16 protein-coding genes, 1 riboswitch and 1 other annotated feature are annotated in these 17,064 nt (G+C 37.8%); of the genes, 14 read left to right on the top strand and 2 right to left on the bottom strand.

Going from position 1 to position 17,064, the window contains the following annotated elements:
* Positions 1 to 60 precede the first annotated feature (60 nt).
* Positions 61 to 1,293 (bottom strand): SPFH domain-containing protein, encoded by a 1,233-nt coding sequence (locus A5866_RS04020; RefSeq protein ID WP_086279219.1) that lies wholly within the window; start codon positions 1,291 to 1,293, stop codon positions 61 to 63.
* Positions 1,294 to 1,756: 463 nt separating this feature from the next.
* Here A5866_RS04020 and A5866_RS04015 point away from each other — a divergent pair, with 463 nt between their 5' ends.
* The 6 genes from A5866_RS04015 to argS all read left to right on the top strand — a co-directional run bounded on the left by A5866_RS04015 (position 1,757) and on the right by argS (position 9,077).
* Positions 1,757 to 3,808 (top strand): penicillin-binding transpeptidase domain-containing protein, encoded by a 2,052-nt coding sequence (locus A5866_RS04015; RefSeq protein ID WP_176332555.1) that lies wholly within the window; start codon positions 1,757 to 1,759, stop codon positions 3,806 to 3,808.
* A gap of 277 nt (positions 3,809 to 4,085) precedes the next feature.
* Positions 4,086 to 4,805, top strand: coding sequence for a tRNA (adenosine(37)-N6)-threonylcarbamoyltransferase complex dimerization subunit type 1 TsaB (gene tsaB / locus A5866_RS04010; protein WP_086444312.1), 720 nt, complete (start codon positions 4,086 to 4,088; stop codon positions 4,803 to 4,805).
* Complete coding sequence (gene rimI / locus A5866_RS04005; protein WP_086444313.1) at positions 4,789 to 5,337, top strand: ribosomal protein S18-alanine N-acetyltransferase; 549 nt, start codon at positions 4,789 to 4,791, stop codon at positions 5,335 to 5,337. The genes tsaB and rimI (A5866_RS04005) overlap by 17 nt, the downstream gene beginning before the upstream one ends.
* 4 nt (positions 5,338 to 5,341) lie before the next feature.
* Positions 5,342 to 5,806 (top strand): ribosomal protein S18-alanine N-acetyltransferase, encoded by a 465-nt coding sequence (gene rimI / locus A5866_RS04000; RefSeq protein WP_086279223.1) that lies wholly within the window; start codon positions 5,342 to 5,344, stop codon positions 5,804 to 5,806.
* The gene (gene tsaD / locus A5866_RS03995; protein ID WP_086279224.1) at positions 5,803 to 6,837 is read left to right on the top strand and encodes a tRNA (adenosine(37)-N6)-threonylcarbamoyltransferase complex transferase subunit TsaD; all 1,035 of its coding nucleotides are present in this window, start codon (positions 5,803 to 5,805) and stop codon (positions 6,835 to 6,837) included. The genes rimI (A5866_RS04000) and tsaD overlap by 4 nt, the downstream gene beginning before the upstream one ends.
* Positions 6,838 to 6,903: 66 nt before the next feature.
* Positions 6,904 to 7,108 (top strand) — a binding site (T-box leader).
* A gap of 277 nt (positions 7,109 to 7,385) precedes the next feature.
* Positions 7,386 to 9,077 carry an arginine--tRNA ligase gene (gene argS, locus A5866_RS03990; protein WP_086444314.1) on the top strand — a complete coding sequence of 564 codons (1,692 nt, stop codon included), beginning with the start codon at positions 7,386 to 7,388 and terminating at the stop codon, positions 9,075 to 9,077.
* Positions 9,078 to 9,191: 114 nt separating this feature from the next.
* On the opposite strand, the gene A5866_RS03985 is transcribed toward argS, so the two are convergent.
* Positions 9,192 to 10,145: a Gfo/Idh/MocA family protein gene (locus A5866_RS03985; RefSeq protein ID WP_086279226.1), complete on the bottom strand. Its 954-nt coding sequence runs from the start codon at positions 10,143 to 10,145 to the stop codon at positions 9,192 to 9,194.
* A 775-nt stretch (positions 10,146 to 10,920) separates the two neighbouring features.
* On the opposite strand from A5866_RS03985, the gene A5866_RS03980 reads away from it, so the two are divergent.
* The 8 genes from A5866_RS03980 to purK all read left to right on the top strand — a co-directional run bounded on the left by A5866_RS03980 (position 10,921) and on the right by purK (position 17,047).
* Positions 10,921 to 11,442 carry a hypothetical protein gene (locus A5866_RS03980; RefSeq protein ID WP_086444315.1) on the top strand — a complete coding sequence of 174 codons (522 nt, stop codon included), beginning with the start codon at positions 10,921 to 10,923 and terminating at the stop codon, positions 11,440 to 11,442.
* Between the two features lie 20 nt (positions 11,443 to 11,462).
* Complete coding sequence (locus tag A5866_RS03975) at positions 11,463 to 11,663, top strand: hypothetical protein (RefSeq protein ID WP_086444316.1); 201 nt, start codon at positions 11,463 to 11,465, stop codon at positions 11,661 to 11,663.
* A gap of 93 nt (positions 11,664 to 11,756) precedes the next feature.
* Positions 11,757 to 12,380, top strand: coding sequence for a glycoside hydrolase family 73 protein (locus A5866_RS03970; protein WP_086279229.1), 624 nt, complete (start codon positions 11,757 to 11,759; stop codon positions 12,378 to 12,380).
* A 26-nt stretch (positions 12,381 to 12,406) separates the two neighbouring features.
* A complete protein-coding gene (locus A5866_RS03965) occupies positions 12,407 to 13,090 on the top strand; it encodes a hydrolase (RefSeq protein WP_086279230.1) in 684 nt (227 codons plus the stop codon).
* 112 nt (positions 13,091 to 13,202) lie between these two features.
* Positions 13,203 to 13,300, top strand: a riboswitch (purine riboswitch).
* A gap of 84 nt (positions 13,301 to 13,384) precedes the next feature.
* Positions 13,385 to 13,966 carry a xanthine phosphoribosyltransferase gene (locus A5866_RS03960; protein ID WP_086444317.1) on the top strand — a complete coding sequence of 194 codons (582 nt, stop codon included), beginning with the start codon at positions 13,385 to 13,387 and terminating at the stop codon, positions 13,964 to 13,966.
* A gap of 2 nt (positions 13,967 to 13,968) precedes the next feature.
* Entirely contained in the window at positions 13,969 to 15,285 is a 1,317-nt protein-coding gene (locus A5866_RS03955; protein WP_303393773.1) for a nucleobase:cation symporter-2 family protein, read from the top strand.
* A 159-nt stretch (positions 15,286 to 15,444) separates the two neighbouring features.
* Entirely contained in the window at positions 15,445 to 15,933 is a 489-nt protein-coding gene (purE, locus tag A5866_RS03950) for a 5-(carboxyamino)imidazole ribonucleotide mutase (protein ID WP_086444318.1), read from the top strand.
* Positions 15,917 to 17,047: a 5-(carboxyamino)imidazole ribonucleotide synthase gene (gene purK, locus A5866_RS03945; RefSeq protein ID WP_176271426.1), complete on the top strand. Its 1,131-nt coding sequence runs from the start codon at positions 15,917 to 15,919 to the stop codon at positions 17,045 to 17,047. Before purE ends, purK begins: the two co-directional genes overlap by 17 nt.
* Positions 17,048 to 17,064: the final 17 nt, after the last annotated feature.

Below are 17,064 nucleotides of genomic sequence, written 5' to 3'. Positions count from 1 at the left end.
AATACGCCAGATTTAGATAGAAAAAGGGCAGGTTACAGTCGCCTAGCCCTAAACTTTTTCTTATAGCGGAATTCCTTGGAATGGTTTGCCACAGTGTGGGCAGAATTTTGGAATACCATTTGATAAATCAACGATTTCACTACATTCGCTGCATTTCATTTCTAATTTTGGTTTTTCATTAGTTGGTTTTGGTGTACCACAGTTAGAACAGAATTTCCCATTGTTTTCAGTTCCACATTGCGGACAAGTCCAAGTATCTTCAGAGCCTTGGGCATTTTGTTGATTTTGTTTTTCTTGCATCTGTTGCTGATTGGTTTGAGACGCTTGGGCAAAATAATTGCCACTTGTATTCATGCCCATGCCTACACCCATAAAGCCATTCATAGCACCGCCTTCATTACTACCAGCAGCTTCCATCCCGCGAGCCATAGCGCCTTGTACATAACCTTCACGAACTTCAGCATCACTAAGCATAGCACCTTGGTTACGCATATTGATCAGTTTTGTAGAATCATCTGTATAAGAAATACTGGCAACCGCAACAGAAACGATTTCCATTCCGCGTAGTTCACGCCATTCATCATCTAGCACTTGCCCCATATACTTACTTAGCTCTAAACTTTTAGAAGGTACATAAGAAATACGTTCACCATCTGCTGACATTTTATTGATTGCTGATTGTAAGGCAGTCAAAAATTCTGCTAGATATTGTTCATTGATGTCATTGATATCAACTTGACTCTTGTTTCTAGGAATCGCGTTTGAAAAGAATAATAAAGGATCCGTGATCTTGATTGAGTAATTACCGTGTGCACGTAAAAATAGTTCTGCATTGTAAAAGTTATCAAAGTAATTGATCGGTGAAGAAGTTCCAAACTTGATTCCTTTGATTTCTTGCAAGTTAATATAAAAAACTTGTTGTTTTTGCGGTGTAACGCCACCAAATTTAAAACGATCAAATGTTTCTGAAATTGCTTCTTTTAAAGAACCATTGAATGCTGATGGGGCTGAATCATTTTTAACTGTGTAATAGCCTTCTTCAGCAGTATAATCAATGATTTTGCCGCCATCGACTAAGATCATCATCATATTCGGGTAAACATGAATCACAGAACCATCAGTTAATACATCCTCAGTTCCTTTGCGATTTGCGCCACGTTTATCATTCTTACGGACAAAAACACCTTTTGTCATAACGGTCGTGTCACTCATATTATCAGGCTCGATAACTTCAATCCATTGATCAGCTAAGCCGCCGCCAATCGTACTTGTTGCCGCTTTAAAAATTCCCATCAGAAATTCCTCCTTATTTTAAAAGCTGAATGGGCTCGCTCAGCTTTGACAGAAAAATAGGAAATGATGACTGAGGCGTTTTTTTGCCTCATTCATTATTTATCTTTTTTCCGAAAAGCTAGCTCATGAAGCTAGATAATACTAAAAGCTGAATGGGCTCACCCAGCTTTGACAGAAAAATAGGAAATGATGACTGAGGTGTTCTTTGCCTCATTCAAAATTTATCTTTTTTCCAATACCCTAAAGCCAAGCCCACGTAGCTAGCTAAAAAAATATTTAATAAAAATAGTATACCATAAGTATCCATAAGATAAATACCACTAAGGACTGACTTCAAACTGCAAATAGTAGTTAGAAATACAGTGAAATGAATTGATAATTTAAATTTTGACAAAAGCTTCATTTTTCTATCCTAGATTTTGCCAGATAAGGTATAATAGGTACAAAGAACCGAATCAAGAACATGGGGGATTGGGAAGTGGAAAGAAGAAATCAGAAAAAGTCAAACAAACCAGTACTATTAGCAATTGGTGGTATTGTAGCGGTAGGTGTTTTAGCAGGGGGCTATTTTGCCTATAGCACTTGGCAGAAAACACAAGAACTAAACAACGCAGAAAAATCTGCTAAGACATTTTTAAGTTATTTTTCGAAGCAAGAATTTGACAAGTTTCCAGAACTCTTAAATGAGGGATCAGTCAAGGAAAGTGGCTATGATAATGCCAAATTAGTAGAAAAATACCAAACAATTTTTTCTGGGATTCAAGCAGAAGGAATTAAAAGTAAAGAGGTCAAAGTAACAAAAGATAAAAAGGGTCAATTTACATTTACTTATAAATTAGATATGACGACACCTTTAGGTAATTTGAAGGATCTAACCTATAAAACAACGATTAAAAAAACAAGTGATCGTTATGAAATAGACTGGGCTCCTAATTTGATTTTCCCCGAAATGACTGGACAAGATAAAGTGACGATGGGGATTGATCCGGCGAACAGAGGGGAAATCGTTGATCGAAACGGTGAAGGGCTGGCGGTCAATCAAGCGTTTGATCAAGTGGGGATTGTTCCAGGTAAACTTGGAGAAGGTCAAGAGAAAACCAATAATATCAAAGCCTTTAGTGAGCAATTTAAAGTATCGATAGAGGACATAGAGCAAAAGCTTAAACAAGAATGGGTCAAACCAGACTCTTTCGTTCCTTTGGCGATCTCATTTGATCCGGTAACTACTTTCCCCCAAGGCGCGGCGTCTCAAGATGCAATGGTTCGTTACTATCCGCTAAAAGAAGCAGCAGCGCAATTAGTCGGTTATGTCGGTACAATCACGGCAGAAGATATTGAAAAAGACCCGTCATTGAGCAGTACTGGTGTCATTGGGAAAGTCGGATTGGAACAAGCATATGACAAACAATTACGAGGACAAGACGGCGGTAATATCACGATTATTGATGACAAAGGTGAATTCAGAAGCGTCCTGCAAAAAGTAGCTAAAAAAGATGGAGATAAAATCCAGATAGCGATTGATAAAAATGTTCAGTCGCAAGCCTACACTATTTTTAACAATCGTCCTGGTAGTGCTGTGGTCATGGATCCACAACAAGGTGATCTATTAGCTGCGGCCAGTTCACCATCGTTCGATCCAAATAAAATGGCAAATGGCATTTCTCAAGTTGATTATGATGCCTATGCGAATAATGAAAACTTACCATTTATGGCTCGTTTTGCAACAGGTTATGCACCAGGATCAACATTTAAAACAATTACTGGTGGGATTGGTCTAGATGCGGGTACCTTGAAACCAGATGAAGAAATTGAAATCAATGGGTTGAAATGGCAAAAAGATGCTTCATGGGGGGATTATTTTGTTACCCGAGTTAAAGAAGCAAGCCCTGTAAACTTGCGAACAGCATTAGTCAATTCTGATAATATTTATTTTGCGCAACAAACGTTACGGATGGGCGAAGAGACGTTTAGAAAAGGACTCGATAAATTTATTTTCGGAGAAAAATTAGATTTGGCCATCCCAATGAACCCAGCACAAATCTCAAATGAAGATAAATTCAATTCAGAGATTCTACTAGCAGATACAGGATATGGGCAAGGTCAGCTATTGGTGACCCCGATTCAACAAGCGGCTATGTATACTGTTTTCCAAAATGAAGGCAAACTCGTATATCCGAAAATCGAATTAAGTAAAGAAACCAAGACGAAAGAAAATGCCATCAGTTCAAATGCTGCAAATACGATTGTGACAGATTTGCTTGGTAGTGTAGAAGATGAAACAGGTTACGTCCACAATATGTACAATCCTGACTTTTCTCTAGCAGCTAAAACGGGAACAGCTGAAATCAAAGACAAGCAAGATACGGTTGGTAAAGAAAATAGTTTCCTATTGGCAATGGATCGAAGTCATAATAAATTTTCCGCAATGATCATGGTGGAAGATTCTAGAAAAAATGATACAGCAACAAACATTAGTAAAACCTTGATCGATTATTTAGAAGCAAATATCAAGTGATGAAAATTATGGAGATCGGAACAAAGTATAGTAGACATTGCGTTTTATAGCAATAAGTAGGAGTTGCTTGTGCCTTTACGGTTCTCGTTTCACTCCGATCCTCGAATCATAGAGGACCGTTTACTCCCACCGTTTATTCGTATGTAGGGTGTGAAACAAAAGTGAACGTTACTTTTGTCGCATACCCTAATTTATTGTTGTGGCGACTGCTTTTTTTACGAAGGAATGAAAATATGCTACAATAAACCAACTACATGATGAAAGAAAGGGATTTTTTGTGCGAATTTTAGCAATTGATACCTCGAATCAGACATTGACAGTTGCTGTTTGTGAAGAGAAGAAAATAATAGGACAATATACAATCACAGTGAAAAGAAACCATAGTTTAACGTTAATGCCTGCAATCACAAGACTGATGGAAGATGTTGGCTTAAAACCGAGTGCTATTGACCGTATTGTGGTAGCCCAAGGTCCAGGTTCTTATACGGGTTTAAGAATCGGCGTGACAACGGCAAAGACGTTAGCATATACGTTAAAAAAAGAGCTAGTCGGAATATCAAGTTTGAAAGCTTTGGCAGCCAATTGTGTCCAAAGTAAAGGACTGATTATCCCAGTTTTTGATGCTCGTAGAAAAAATGTTTATACTGGTGCATATCAGTTTATTGATGGCGTATTGACGACGATTATTGCAGATCAGCATATTGGAATGGATACGTGGTTGGATCGATTAAAAGAATTTGATCATGTTTACTTTGTTGGAGAGGATGCCGAAAATTTTCGAATACAAATTGAATCTGTTTTACCAGAAGCTGAAATTTGTACCATTTCGCAATGGCAAGTCCCTAATGCGGCTGCCCTTGCTGAACTTGGTAGATTAGCAGAACCAGAAAAAGATATTCATCACTTTTTACCTAATTATTTAAAAAGAGTGGAAGCAGAGGAAAATTGGTTAAAAGAACATACAGCAGAGGTAGAAAATTATGTTGAAAAAATTTAATCTATTTCATAGCCTTTTAGGCATCTTTTTTAAAAATCGTCCCTATGATGAAAGAACTGTAGAAATTTCAAATGAATCATATTCTGTGCGGGCAATCGTCCTTGATGATATCAAAGATTTGCTTTCAATTGAACGAGAAGTGTATGCTGGTGAGCTGCCTTGGACTAAAACAGCTTTTTTGATGGAACTTCAAGCAGCTGAACCTCATTTATATTTACTCATTCAAAAAGACGAAAAAACGATTGGATTTGTTGGTTGCCGTATTTTTGACAAAGATGCGCATATTACAAACGTAGCAGTTTTAACTCAAAATCAAGGAAAAGGAATTGGTAGTTTCTTGATTAGAGAAGTTATTCAGTTTGCAAGGGCCAATAATTGTGAGACGATTTCTTTAGAAGTTAGAATCAGTAATAAAAATGCCCAACGAGTTTATCGCCAACTTGGCTTTGCTTCAAGTACGATTAAACCAGCTTATTACACTGAAAATAAAGAAGATGCATTGGAAATGATCTTGCATTTAAAAGAAGTGTAAAACGATGTACTATTCAAAAAAAACACTACCAACAGGAAAAATTGCTGAAAAAATTTGGTCAATTAGTGAGGCTGGGTACGAACATGGCTCGCCTTGGTCAATCGAACAATTTAGCCTAGATTTAGCGCAGCAAACAAGTGATTATTTGGTGTTGAGTGAAGCAGGGCAGTGGATCGGTTTTATCAGTTATCAACTTGTTTTAGATGAAGTGGAGATCACACATGTTGTCATTCACAAAAATTTTCAGCACCTTGGGCATGGTGGTCGTTTGATTGCCCAGTTGATCCAACAATTGATCCAACAAGACGTTGCTCAAATTTTTTTGGAAGTGCGTGTATCGAATACAAATGCTCGACAACTATATGAAAAAAATGGATTCAAAATCATTAATTGCCGCAAAAATTATTATACTCATCCTAAAGAGGATGGAATTGTTATGTGTTTAAACATTAAGGAAGTGAAACAATGACTTTTTTTTACAAAAAAAGAAAATTAATTTTAGCTATTGAGAGTAGTTGCGATGAAACAAGTGTAGCGGTCGTTGAAGACGGCAGAGAAATACTATCGAATATCGTCGCTTCACAAGTGAAAAGTCATCAACGTTTCGGCGGTGTGGTACCAGAAGTTGCTAGTCGACATCATGTTGAAGAAATTACGATGTGCATTGAAGAGGCCTTGATCGAGGCTGAGGTGGAACCAGATGACTTGAGTGGTGTAGGAGTCACTTATGGACCAGGCTTAGTAGGGGCTTTATTGATCGGAATCTCAGCCGCAAAGACATTTGCTTGGGCACATGATTTACCATTGATTCCAGTGAATCATATGGCTGGGCATATTTATGCGGCGAATTTCGTAGAACCACTACAATTCCCATTAATGGCTTTATTAGTCAGCGGTGGCCACACGGAATTAGTTTATATGAAAGAAACGGGTTCTTTTGACATTGTCGGTGAAACAAGAGACGACGCAGCTGGTGAGGCCTATGATAAAGTTGGCAGAGTTTTAGGACTATGTTATCCTAGCGGAAAAGAAATCGACGAGTTGGCCCATCAGGGTCAAGATACGTATCATTTTCCTCGTGCGATGATCAAAGAAGATAATTATGATTTTAGCTTCAGCGGGTTGAAAAGTTCCTTTATCAACACAGTTCATAATGCGGAGCAACGAGAGGAACAATTGAGCACAAAAGATTTAGCTGCAAGTTTTCAGGCAAGTGTGATTGATGTTTTAACAGAAAAGACAATTCGGGCTTGTAAGGAATATCCAATCAAACAATTAGTAATGGCAGGCGGCGTTGCTGCAAATCAAGGGCTTCGTGAGCGTTTGACCAAAGAAGTGACAAAAGAACTCCCAGGTGTGACCTTCATTGTTCCACCACTTAGATTATGCGGAGATAATGCTGCAATGATCGGGGCCGCAGCATTTGTTGAAGCAGAAAAAGGACATTTAGCAGATTATCATCTAAATGCAGACCCTAGTTTAACGTTTATGACGATTTAAATCTAAAAATCAATAGACAAGACTAGGCATAAAGAAAAATATTTGCTATAATGAACCCAGTTTAATAATGATTCGTTGAAAAAGAGAGTACTTCATTACAAATTATCAAAGCGATTTCGGGATGGTGAAAGCCGAAAATAATCAAATGAAGGAAGCGCACTTTTGAGGATCTGCCTAGGCAGACGGCAATCTTCCGTTAATAGATTAAGTGGGTCCGTCTTAGAAAAGTTCGGACAATTAGAGTGGTACCGCGGGAAATCTCGTCTCTGGTGTTTTTTAACACTAGAGACTTTTTGTTGTGAATCACTACGACTGGCTCCGCCAGAGTAGATGATGAACAATACTTGGCGAACGAAGTGAGAGAAGTCACCGTACTAGTGAATCACAACGCTGCGCTTCGATCTCATTGTTGTAAATCACGAAGAACAAAGTGATTCGATGATGCACAATACAAGGTGCGTGAAGTGAGAAAAGTCACCATCAAATTAGACAATAAAATAGACCATACAAAAAAGCTTTTTTAGCTTTTTAAAATTAGGAGGATATCTATGAATAACAAAGAAATCGTAGCAAAAGCCATTTATGATGTAGTAAAAGAAGATCTATCTTTAGAAGCTGTTACACAATTATTGGAAAATCCTAAATCAGTTGATCATGGAGATGTTGCTTTTCCGGCTTTTTCACTGGCTAAAGTCTATCGCAAAGCCCCTCAACAAATTGCCGCCGATTTAGCAGAAAAAATTGCTGGAACAGACTTTGAAAAAATTGAAGTGGTAGGACCATATTTAAACTTTTTCATGAATAAAAAAATGGTCAGTCAAGCAGTCATCAGTCAAATTGCGAAAGATAAAGGACATTATGGTGATAGCTCAATCGGTGAAAAAGGAAATGTTCCAATTGATATGTCCTCGCCTAATATCGCTAAACCAATTTCTATGGGACACTTACGTTCGACTGTGATTGGAAATTCTATTGCCTTTATTCTTGAAAAAATTGGTTATACACCAATCCGTATCAATCATTTAGGGGATTGGGGAACGCAATTCGGAAAATTAATTGTTGGTTACAAAAAATGGGGTTCAGAAGAAGCGGTTAAAACGGCACCCATCACTGAATTATTACGCTTATACGTACAATTCCATGAAGAAGCTGAAACACAACCAGAGTTAGAAGAGGAAGCTCGCACTTGGTTTAAAAAACTAGAAGAAGGCGACGAAGAAGCAACCGAATTATGGCAATGGTTCCGTACGGAATCACTAAAAGAATTCGATAAAATTTATTCAATGTTAGAAGTTTCTTTTGATTCATACAATGGAGAAGCTTTCTATAATGATAAGATGGATGAAATTGTCACAATGCTAGAAGAAAAACATTTATTACAAGAAAATCAAGGAGCGGAAATCGTTGATTTGTCTGCCTATGATTTAAATCCTGCTTTGATCAAAAAATCTGATGGGGCTACACTATATATCACACGTGATTTGGCAGCAGCTGTTTACCGTAAACGTAACTATGATTTTGCTAAATCGATTTATGTCGTTGGAAATGAACAAAGTAATCACTTCAAGCAATTAAAAGCTGTATTAAAAGAGCTTGGATTTGACTGGTCACAAGATATGCATCATATTCCATTCGGCTTGATCACACAAGGTGGTAAAAAACTATCGACTCGTAAAGGAAAAATTGTTTTATTGGAAGAAGTGCTAAACGAAGCAGTTGAACTTGCGAACAAACAAATTATGGAGAAAAATCCTGATTTGCCAAATCGTGAGGAAGTGGCTAGACAGGTTGGGATTGGTTCTGTTATTTTCCATGATCTAAAAAATGATCGTCTAAATAATTTTGACTTTGTTTTAGAAGAGGTTGTCCGCTTCGAAGGAGAAACGGGTCCTTATGTCCAATATACGCATGCTCGTGCTATGAGTATTCTTAGGAAAGCGGATTTCACGATCGATGAAACCAAAGCATATGCTTTAGATGATAAAGATAGTTGGGAAGTTGTTAAGTTGTTGCAAAAATTCCCAGATGTTGTGATGCAAGCAGCTGAAAAATATGAACCTTCAGTGATTGCCAAACATGCCATTCAAGTTGCTCAAGCGTTTAATAAATATTATGCTCATGTCAAAATTTTAACAGATGATGAACAAAAAGAATCACGCTTAGCATTAGTTTATGCTATGGCGACAATCATAAAAGAAGATTTACGTTTACTTGGCCTGCATGCGCCAAATGAAATGTAATAAGAAAAAGACAAAGACAAACTTTCACGGGAAAGTGTCTCGATCAATTGGAAAATAAAAAAGAATGCCCTTTAACTTTCATCATTTAATATGAGGAAGCTAAAGGGCGTTTATTTATTTATTCCAAGCTTGTTGCATTTGATCAAGTAGATCGATTACATCTTTTGTTAGAAAGAGTGAACGATTCGATTGTTCTCCATCAATCATTTTGATCATATTTGTGATTTCGTAGTTTAAAGCCTGGTTGCTGTCACCGGATATGATTGTTTCCACTGTACCGTCATTAAAAAAGATTTTGGCCTCGTCTGCTCGTGGATACTCATTTATCACAATGTAAGCCTCTTCGAAAGCGACAATTCCTTGCTTGGGCATTTTAGCTTGGAAACTTAATGAGACTGTAGCCATTTCCTGTGCTTCATTTTGAAGAATCGTTGCTGATTGTTCATCTACGCCGGTTGAGAATGGCTGCATAATAGATGAAACTACTGTGGGTTGAGCAGTAAAGAACCAACGAGCAAAAGAAACGGCATACGTACCAATATCCAAAAGCGCACCGCCAGCTAAATCAGGGTTAAAGAACCGGTTTGTTGGATCAGGCTCTTTATAGCTGCCAAAGGGAGCTTGGATCATTTTTAATTTACCAAAGCGCTTAGAATCAATTTGGCTTCTTAGCTCTTGATATAAAGGCATGTTGAAAATAGTCATGGCTTCAGCTAAAATCAACCCATTTTCTTCAGCTAATTTCATCGCCTCTGCTAACTCCGCACTATTCATCGTGATTGCCTTTTCGCAAAGAACATGTTTGCCTGCAGACAATGCTTTTAAAATATGATCGATATGCTGCCGATTAGGAACAGCGATATAGACGATATCGATCGATCTATCAGCTAATAATTCTTCAAATGAGCCATAAGCTGTAGGAATATTGTGTTCTTTAGCAAATGTTTCAGCCTTTGCCAATGTTCTAGAAGCAACTGCCGCTATCTTGCTATTTTCCTGTTGAAAATGATCAACAAAACTCGTTGCGATTTCTCCAAGGCCAATAATGCCCCAATTGTAAAAGTTCATAAATATCCTCCTTAATATAAAAGCGTAGTGGCCTCATTTAGCTCTGACAGGAAAATAGGGAAATATGAGGGTGGCGCCTTTTGCCACAATCATATTTTATCTTTTTCCCGAAGAGCTAGGCCACGCAGCTAGATAACAATAAAAGCGTAGTGGCCTCATTTAGCTTTGACAGGAAAATAGGGAAATATGAGGGTGGCGTTTTTTGCCACAATCATATTTTATCTTTTTCCCGAAGGCCTTTAATCCTTAGAGCTTTAGCTCTTAGGAATTGTTGAGATCGGAGCAGAGCGTAGTGCTAGCCACACAGCTAGATAACAATAAAAGCAGAAAGAGCTCGTTCAGCTTCGACAAGAAAATAGGGAAAAATGACTGAGGTGCTTTTTGCCTCATTCAGATTTTATCTTTTTCTCGAGGAGCTAGCTCTTGAAGCTAGATAACATATAGTAACAACGTTTCGCTGCTCTACACCTTGTACTTTTCAACATCAAAACAACTAATTGAAGGAACGTTTCCTTCCATCACATTGTACCAATCAATATCAACTCATAATTTCTTGGCATGTTTCAAAGCAAAAGCATAGACTGTCTAATTGACTAAATACAAATCCATTATACCTTAGAAGGTCAAAATGATGGTAGATTTTGGACAGAAGCCTATTATTGTCTTATTATTTATGGGAAACGACTGAATGTTTCTTAAAAATACAGAAATAAGTGATTCAAAGAGATGCATTTTTTTGATATTTTCAGTAAAATAGGAGAAGGAGGCGAAAGTCATGCACCAAATGTATATTGATATTCTTATCGATGCAATTATAGAACAGTTTGAAACAGAAGAAAACTTTTATACGGACTATCTCCAAACCTCAAAAGAAAATTGGGATAATTGGAAAAAAGGTCGCATCAATTTGACCAGTGAAGAAATGCAAAAAGTAAAAAACTTATTTTCTGATTATGAATGGATGTTGACACAAAAAATATTACGTCAGACAATCTTATTTCCAGAAAAGAGAAATATCGCTGTTTCAGAATACAAACGCTTGAAAACGTTGATCGCCAAAAAATGGTTGCAATCAGGGGCAGGTATGGCTGAATTGATTCCATCAAAAACGAACCGTGAAGAAAAGAATCAGGCATTTATTGATTTGAAAGTAACAGTATCATACGGCGAATGGGGGTTTGACGATATTGTTACGTTTCGATTGCCTGCCACATTGCAAGGTCAATTAGAAGGATCAAAAGTCGAATTACTTGATTGGGTAAATGAAAACTTGATGGGTACTTACGTTGGTGAATAAGTAAGTAAGGGAGTTTTTTTGTGAAACAAATTTTAGGAATTTTATCCGTCATCATTGTGTTAGGTGCTGTTATCTTTGTGTTTTTTGGTCATACAACACCAAAAGAAAAACCGCAAAATAGTAGTGAAGCGCCGACTGAATCGAGTGTATTAGCATCGACAACTACATCTGAAATACCAACGAAAGCATCGACAACTACGACTACAACAGCTGTTGATTGATTGTCTGGAAAAAAACTGATATAATCAGTCAGCCATTGTCCTAAACCAATCAATATTAGTATAGGAACGAATACAAAACAAAGTAGGGAATGTATGAATAGTCAAAGGTATAAGAAGAAAAAAATAAGAAAAACGAATTTACCAGCGCTTTTTGCAGGTTTGTTGATCGTTGGAGTCGCGTTTATCTTTTCAATTAATGTATTGTCGGACAACTCACACATAGAAGAAGAGACTGCACAAAAGCAAGGACAAGTATCAAAAGAACAGTTTATCGACAGAATCAGTCCGCATGCGAAAGAATTGCAAGCTTCTTACGGCGTTTTGCCAAGTATTATCATTGGACAAGGGATTTTAGAGTCAAATTGGGGGCAAAGTACACTAGCTTCTAAGTATAATAATTTATTTGGGATCAAGGCTTATGGTGATCAGAAAAAGATTAATCTTGAGACGAGAGAGTATATCAATGAAGAGTGGATCGTGATTCAAGGTGATTTTAGAGTGTATGATACTTGGGAAGAATCAATGGATGATCATACGCGCTTATTTGTTAATGGTGTAACATGGAATCCCCGTTTATATGAACATGTTCTTTTAGCTAAGAACTATAAACAAGCGGCACAAGCATTGCAAGATGCTGGTTATGCAACGGATCCAACCTATGCAGATAAGGTGATTCATGTGATCGAAAGTTATGATCTAAATCAATATGATCATTAATCACGAAGTAAAAAGGAGTAGATTAAGTGGATGAAAAGTGGGTACCAGAAATCGTAACGCCTCTAAAGCAAGATATTGTGCAAGTGCCAAAAGTCATTGCTAAAGCAAGCGGTATCCGAATTTTTGGAAAAAAAATCAAATCAATTATCTTTACAACAGATATTGCCATCATACGGAACACGGATGCGAATGCTGTGATTGCAGTATATCCATTTACCCCGCACCCTGCCATTACTAAAAGTATTATTGAGGCTGCAGATATTCCTGTTTTCTCAGGTGTAGGTGGTGGCTTGACTCAAGGACAACGTTCTGCGTACATGAGTTTATTTGCAGAAGCGCAAGGTTCGATTGGTGTAGTATTGAATGGCCCAACACCTGTTGAAACCGTTGAAATGGTTTGTGAAGTGGTTGACATTCCAGTGGTCAGTACAGTGACATCTATACATACACCAATTGACGAAAAAATTGAAGCTGGCGTAACGATGATCAATATCAGTGCTGGTAAAGATACAGCTAAGACTGTGAAATTTTTCCGTAATAAATATCCAGAATTACCGATCATTGCTACAGGCGGTCCAACTGATGAGTCTATCACTGAGACAATCGAAGCTGGGGCAAATGCTATTACGTATACGCCGCCAAGTAATGGCGAACTGTTTAGTCATAAGATGGATAAATATAGAAATTTAGAGAAAAAGAATGATAATTAAAACGAGTATTGATAAAAAGTAGTATCGTAATGATACAGATTCTGATAAGGCTCTGTAAAATTTCAATGAAAATATCTTATTTTTCATTGAAATTTTCAGAGTTTTGTACTATTGTATACTAATACAAGAAGCTTATATATGGTCATGATATGGATGGCTGTCTCTACCCAACACCGTAAAAGTTGGTCTATAAGTGAAAAAGAGTCTCAGACCCTTTTTTGCTTATGCAGAAAAGGTCTTTTTGTGCTTATAAGAAATGTTGCATAGAAAAAATTGGTGAAGGAGTCGGATGAAATGGAAGAATTAGTACAACGAATTAAAGAAGATGGGCGAGTTTTAGGGGAAGGCGTCTTAAAAGTAGATAGTTTTGTTACCCACCAAGTAGATCCTGATTTGATGGAAGCGATCGGTTACCGTTTTGCTGAAGTATTTGCACAGGCAGGGATTACAAAAGTTGTTACAATCGAAGCATCAGGGATTGCTCCAGCTCTTTTTGCAGCTAAAAAATTAGCAGTACCAATGATTTTTGCCCGCAAAGCAAAAAGTTTAACCATGGATGAAGAATTGTTGACGTCTTCTGTTTATTCGTTTACTAAACAAGTAACAAGTCAAATTTCTATTTCAAGAAAATTTCTATCAAGTGATGATAAAGTGTTGATCATTGATGATTTTTTAGCTAACGGTCAAGCGGCAAAAGGTTTGGTGGAACTGTGCCAACAAGCGGGTGCTGAGGTTGATGGGATTGGTATCGTTATTGAAAAGTCTTTCCAAGACGGACGAGATTTATTAGAAAAAATGGGCTTGCGCGTAGTGTCATTAGCTCGTATCGCATCATTGAAAAATGGAGAAGTCGAATTTCTTGAGGGGGATGCGTAAACTTGGAAAGTAACGGGAACCCAATAAAAGAACAAATCGTTCAAAATGAAACTGACAATGGTAAAGCGGCGGTTTTAGGTTTGCAGCATCTGCTGGCGATGTACGCAGGTGCTGTGGCGGTACCTTTGCTGATTGGAACAGGTTTGAATTTTAACTCAGAACAAATGACGTACTTGATTTCGATTGATATTTTTATGTGTGGGATCGCTACATTGCTCCAACTGACTGTTAATAAATTTTTTGGGATTGGGTTGCCAGTAGTACTTGGCTGCGCAATACAAGCAGTAGCGCCGTTGATTATGATCGGTAGTGATAAAGGTGTGGGTGCAATTTATGGCTCAATCATCGCTTCTGGGATTTTTGTCGTTTTAGTATCGGGAATTTTCTCGAAAATCAAAAAGCTATTTCCGCCATTAGTAACTGGAACGGTTATTACTGTAATTGGTTTAACGCTAATACCAGTGGCTGTTGAAAAAATGGGTGGTGGATCAGCTGCGGCTCCTGATTTTGGAAATACTACAAGTCTGTTACTAGCTTTTGTAACAATTGGCTTGATCATTGTTATTCAAGTATGGGGCAGAGGGTTTATCAAGTCGATTGCAGTTTTAGTCGGATTAGTTGGTGGTACGCTTCTTGCTGCTGTTTTAGGGCAGGTTGATTTAGCGCCAGTAGGTCAAGCAACATGGTTTCATTTTCCACAACCATTTTATTTTGGAACCCCAACATTTGATGTTTCTTCAATCTTGTTGATGATCATTATTTCGATCGTTAGTATGGTTGAATCAACTGGCGTTTATTTTGCTCTGGGAGATATCACAGGTAAGCATATAGGAGAAGAAGAGCTGAAAAAAGGCTATCGAGCAGAAGGTTTAGCGGTTATTTTAGGAGGAATTTTTAACACATTTCCTTATACGGGTTTTTCTCAAAATGTTGGACTCGTTCAGCTTTCTGGTATTAAAACTCGCCGACCAATTTATTATTCTGCATTTTTCTTAATTGCTTTAGGGCTGTTGCCAAAGGTTGGAGCAGTTGCTCAAATCATTCCAGAGTCAGTATTAGGCGGCGGTATGCTCGTGATGTTTGGGATGGTTGCCGTTCAAGGGATGCGAATGTTATCCAAAGTTGACTATAATAATGATAAAAATTTATTGATCATTGCTATTTCAATTGGTTTTGGTCTTGGTTTTAATATGATTCCTGCACTATTTCAACAAATGCCAGAAACGGTAAGGATGTTTACAGGAAATGGTATCGTAATGAGTAGTTTGACAGCAATCATTTTGAATTTATTATTCAATGGTTTAAAAACGGAGGAATAGATTGATACTTGAAAAACCGGACAATTTTCCGGTTTTTCTTTTTTTGATCGTACAATACGAACATTATTATTAAAAAAATCTATAATATTCGATTTTACTTTGACACGTGAGATTTCCGTTGCTAAAATAAAAAGGAATAGAGAAAGAAAGGGGAATGTTATGTCTGTCATAGTTTCAGTAGTTATGGGAAGTACATCTGATTGGCCAACAATGAAACATGCCTGTGATTGTTTAGATGAGTTCGATATTCCTTATGAAAAAAAAGTAGTCTCAGCACATCGGACACCTGATTATATGTTTGAATTCGCTGAGCAAGCACGTAATCGTGGTATTAAAATTATTATTGCTGGAGCAGGAGGAGCAGCTCATTTGCCCGGCATGATCGCAGCAAAAACAACATTGCCTGTGATCGGTGTCCCAGTTCAGTCAAAAGCACTCAACGGAATGGATTCGTTACTTTCCATTGTACAAATGCCTGGTGGTGTCCCGGTAGCAACTACTGCGATAGGAAAAGCAGGTGCTATCAATAGCGGACTGCTTGCAGTTCGGATGCTTTCCCTGTATGATATAGAGTTAGCGGGGAAATTAGAAGACAAACGTAAATTTCTCGAAGAGACTGTGATGGAAAGTAGTGATGAACTTGAATAAACCTTTATTACCGGGACAAATGATCGGTATTATTGGTGGCGGACAATTAGGCAGAATGATGGCTCTAAGTGCACGAGAAATGGGTTTCCGTGTAGGTGTGTTAGATCCAACTGTTGATTGCCCTGCTGCTCAAGTCGCTGATTGGCATTTATTAGCTGATTACGATGATATAGAAGCGTTAGAGGAATTGGCAAAACGTGCCCAGGTCTTAACCTATGAGTTTGAGAACGTAGATGTTGGAGCATTGATGCATGTTCAAGATTTAGTAAGCATTCCTCAAGGAACAGACCTTTTAGCGATCACACAAGATCGCTTGTTGGAAAAATCTTTCTTAGAAGCAAATAATATTGTGATTGCGCCGTTTGCTACGATTGTTAGTCCTACAGATATCCAAGATGCAATTGATGGAATCGGATATCCTTGTGTCTTGAAGACGACTCGTGGCGGATATGATGGTAAAGGTCAATTTGTTCTATACAGCACGTCAGATTTAGCTCCTTCAATGAATGTTCTTAGAGAAGGCACCTGTGTGTTAGAGGCTTGGATTCCATATGAAAAAGAAATATCAGTTTTAGTAAGTGGGAACGGTCAAGGAAATATCACTGTTTTCCCAGTTGTAGAAAATATTCATCGACATAATATTTTACATGAAACGATTGCTCCTGCGCGAGTTAATGAAGATGTCGTTGAAGAGGCTCAGAGAATTGCTCGTGTGATTGCCGAAGCTGTTGATTTGGCTGGAACTTTAGCAGTTGAGATGTTTTTAACAAGTGATGGTGGTATTTATGTAAACGAGTTAGCACCAAGACCTCATAACTCTGGTCATTACTCGATCGAAGCTTGTTCATTGAGCCAATTTGATGCTCATATTCGCGGTATTTGCGGTTGGCCGTTGCCGGAAGTCGAGCTTTTATCAGAAGCTGTAATGGTCAATATTTTAGGAAATGAAATCTATGAAACAATGGACGTGATTTCTGAAAAACCCGATTGGCATTTTCACTATTACGGTAAAGCAGAAGCGAAAAAAGGTCGAAAAATGGGGCATATCACCATTTTGACAGAAGATGTTTTTGAGACTTTAGAAGATATTTATCAAACCAATATTTGGGATTAAAAAGGAGCAAACAAACG

Origin of the sequence: Enterococcus sp. 12C11_DIV0727, assembly GCF_002148425.2 — a bacterium.
Classification (GTDB): Bacteria; Bacillota; Bacilli; order Lactobacillales; family Enterococcaceae; genus Enterococcus_L; species Enterococcus_L lemimoniae.
This window is presented reverse-complemented; position numbering and strand designations above follow the sequence as displayed.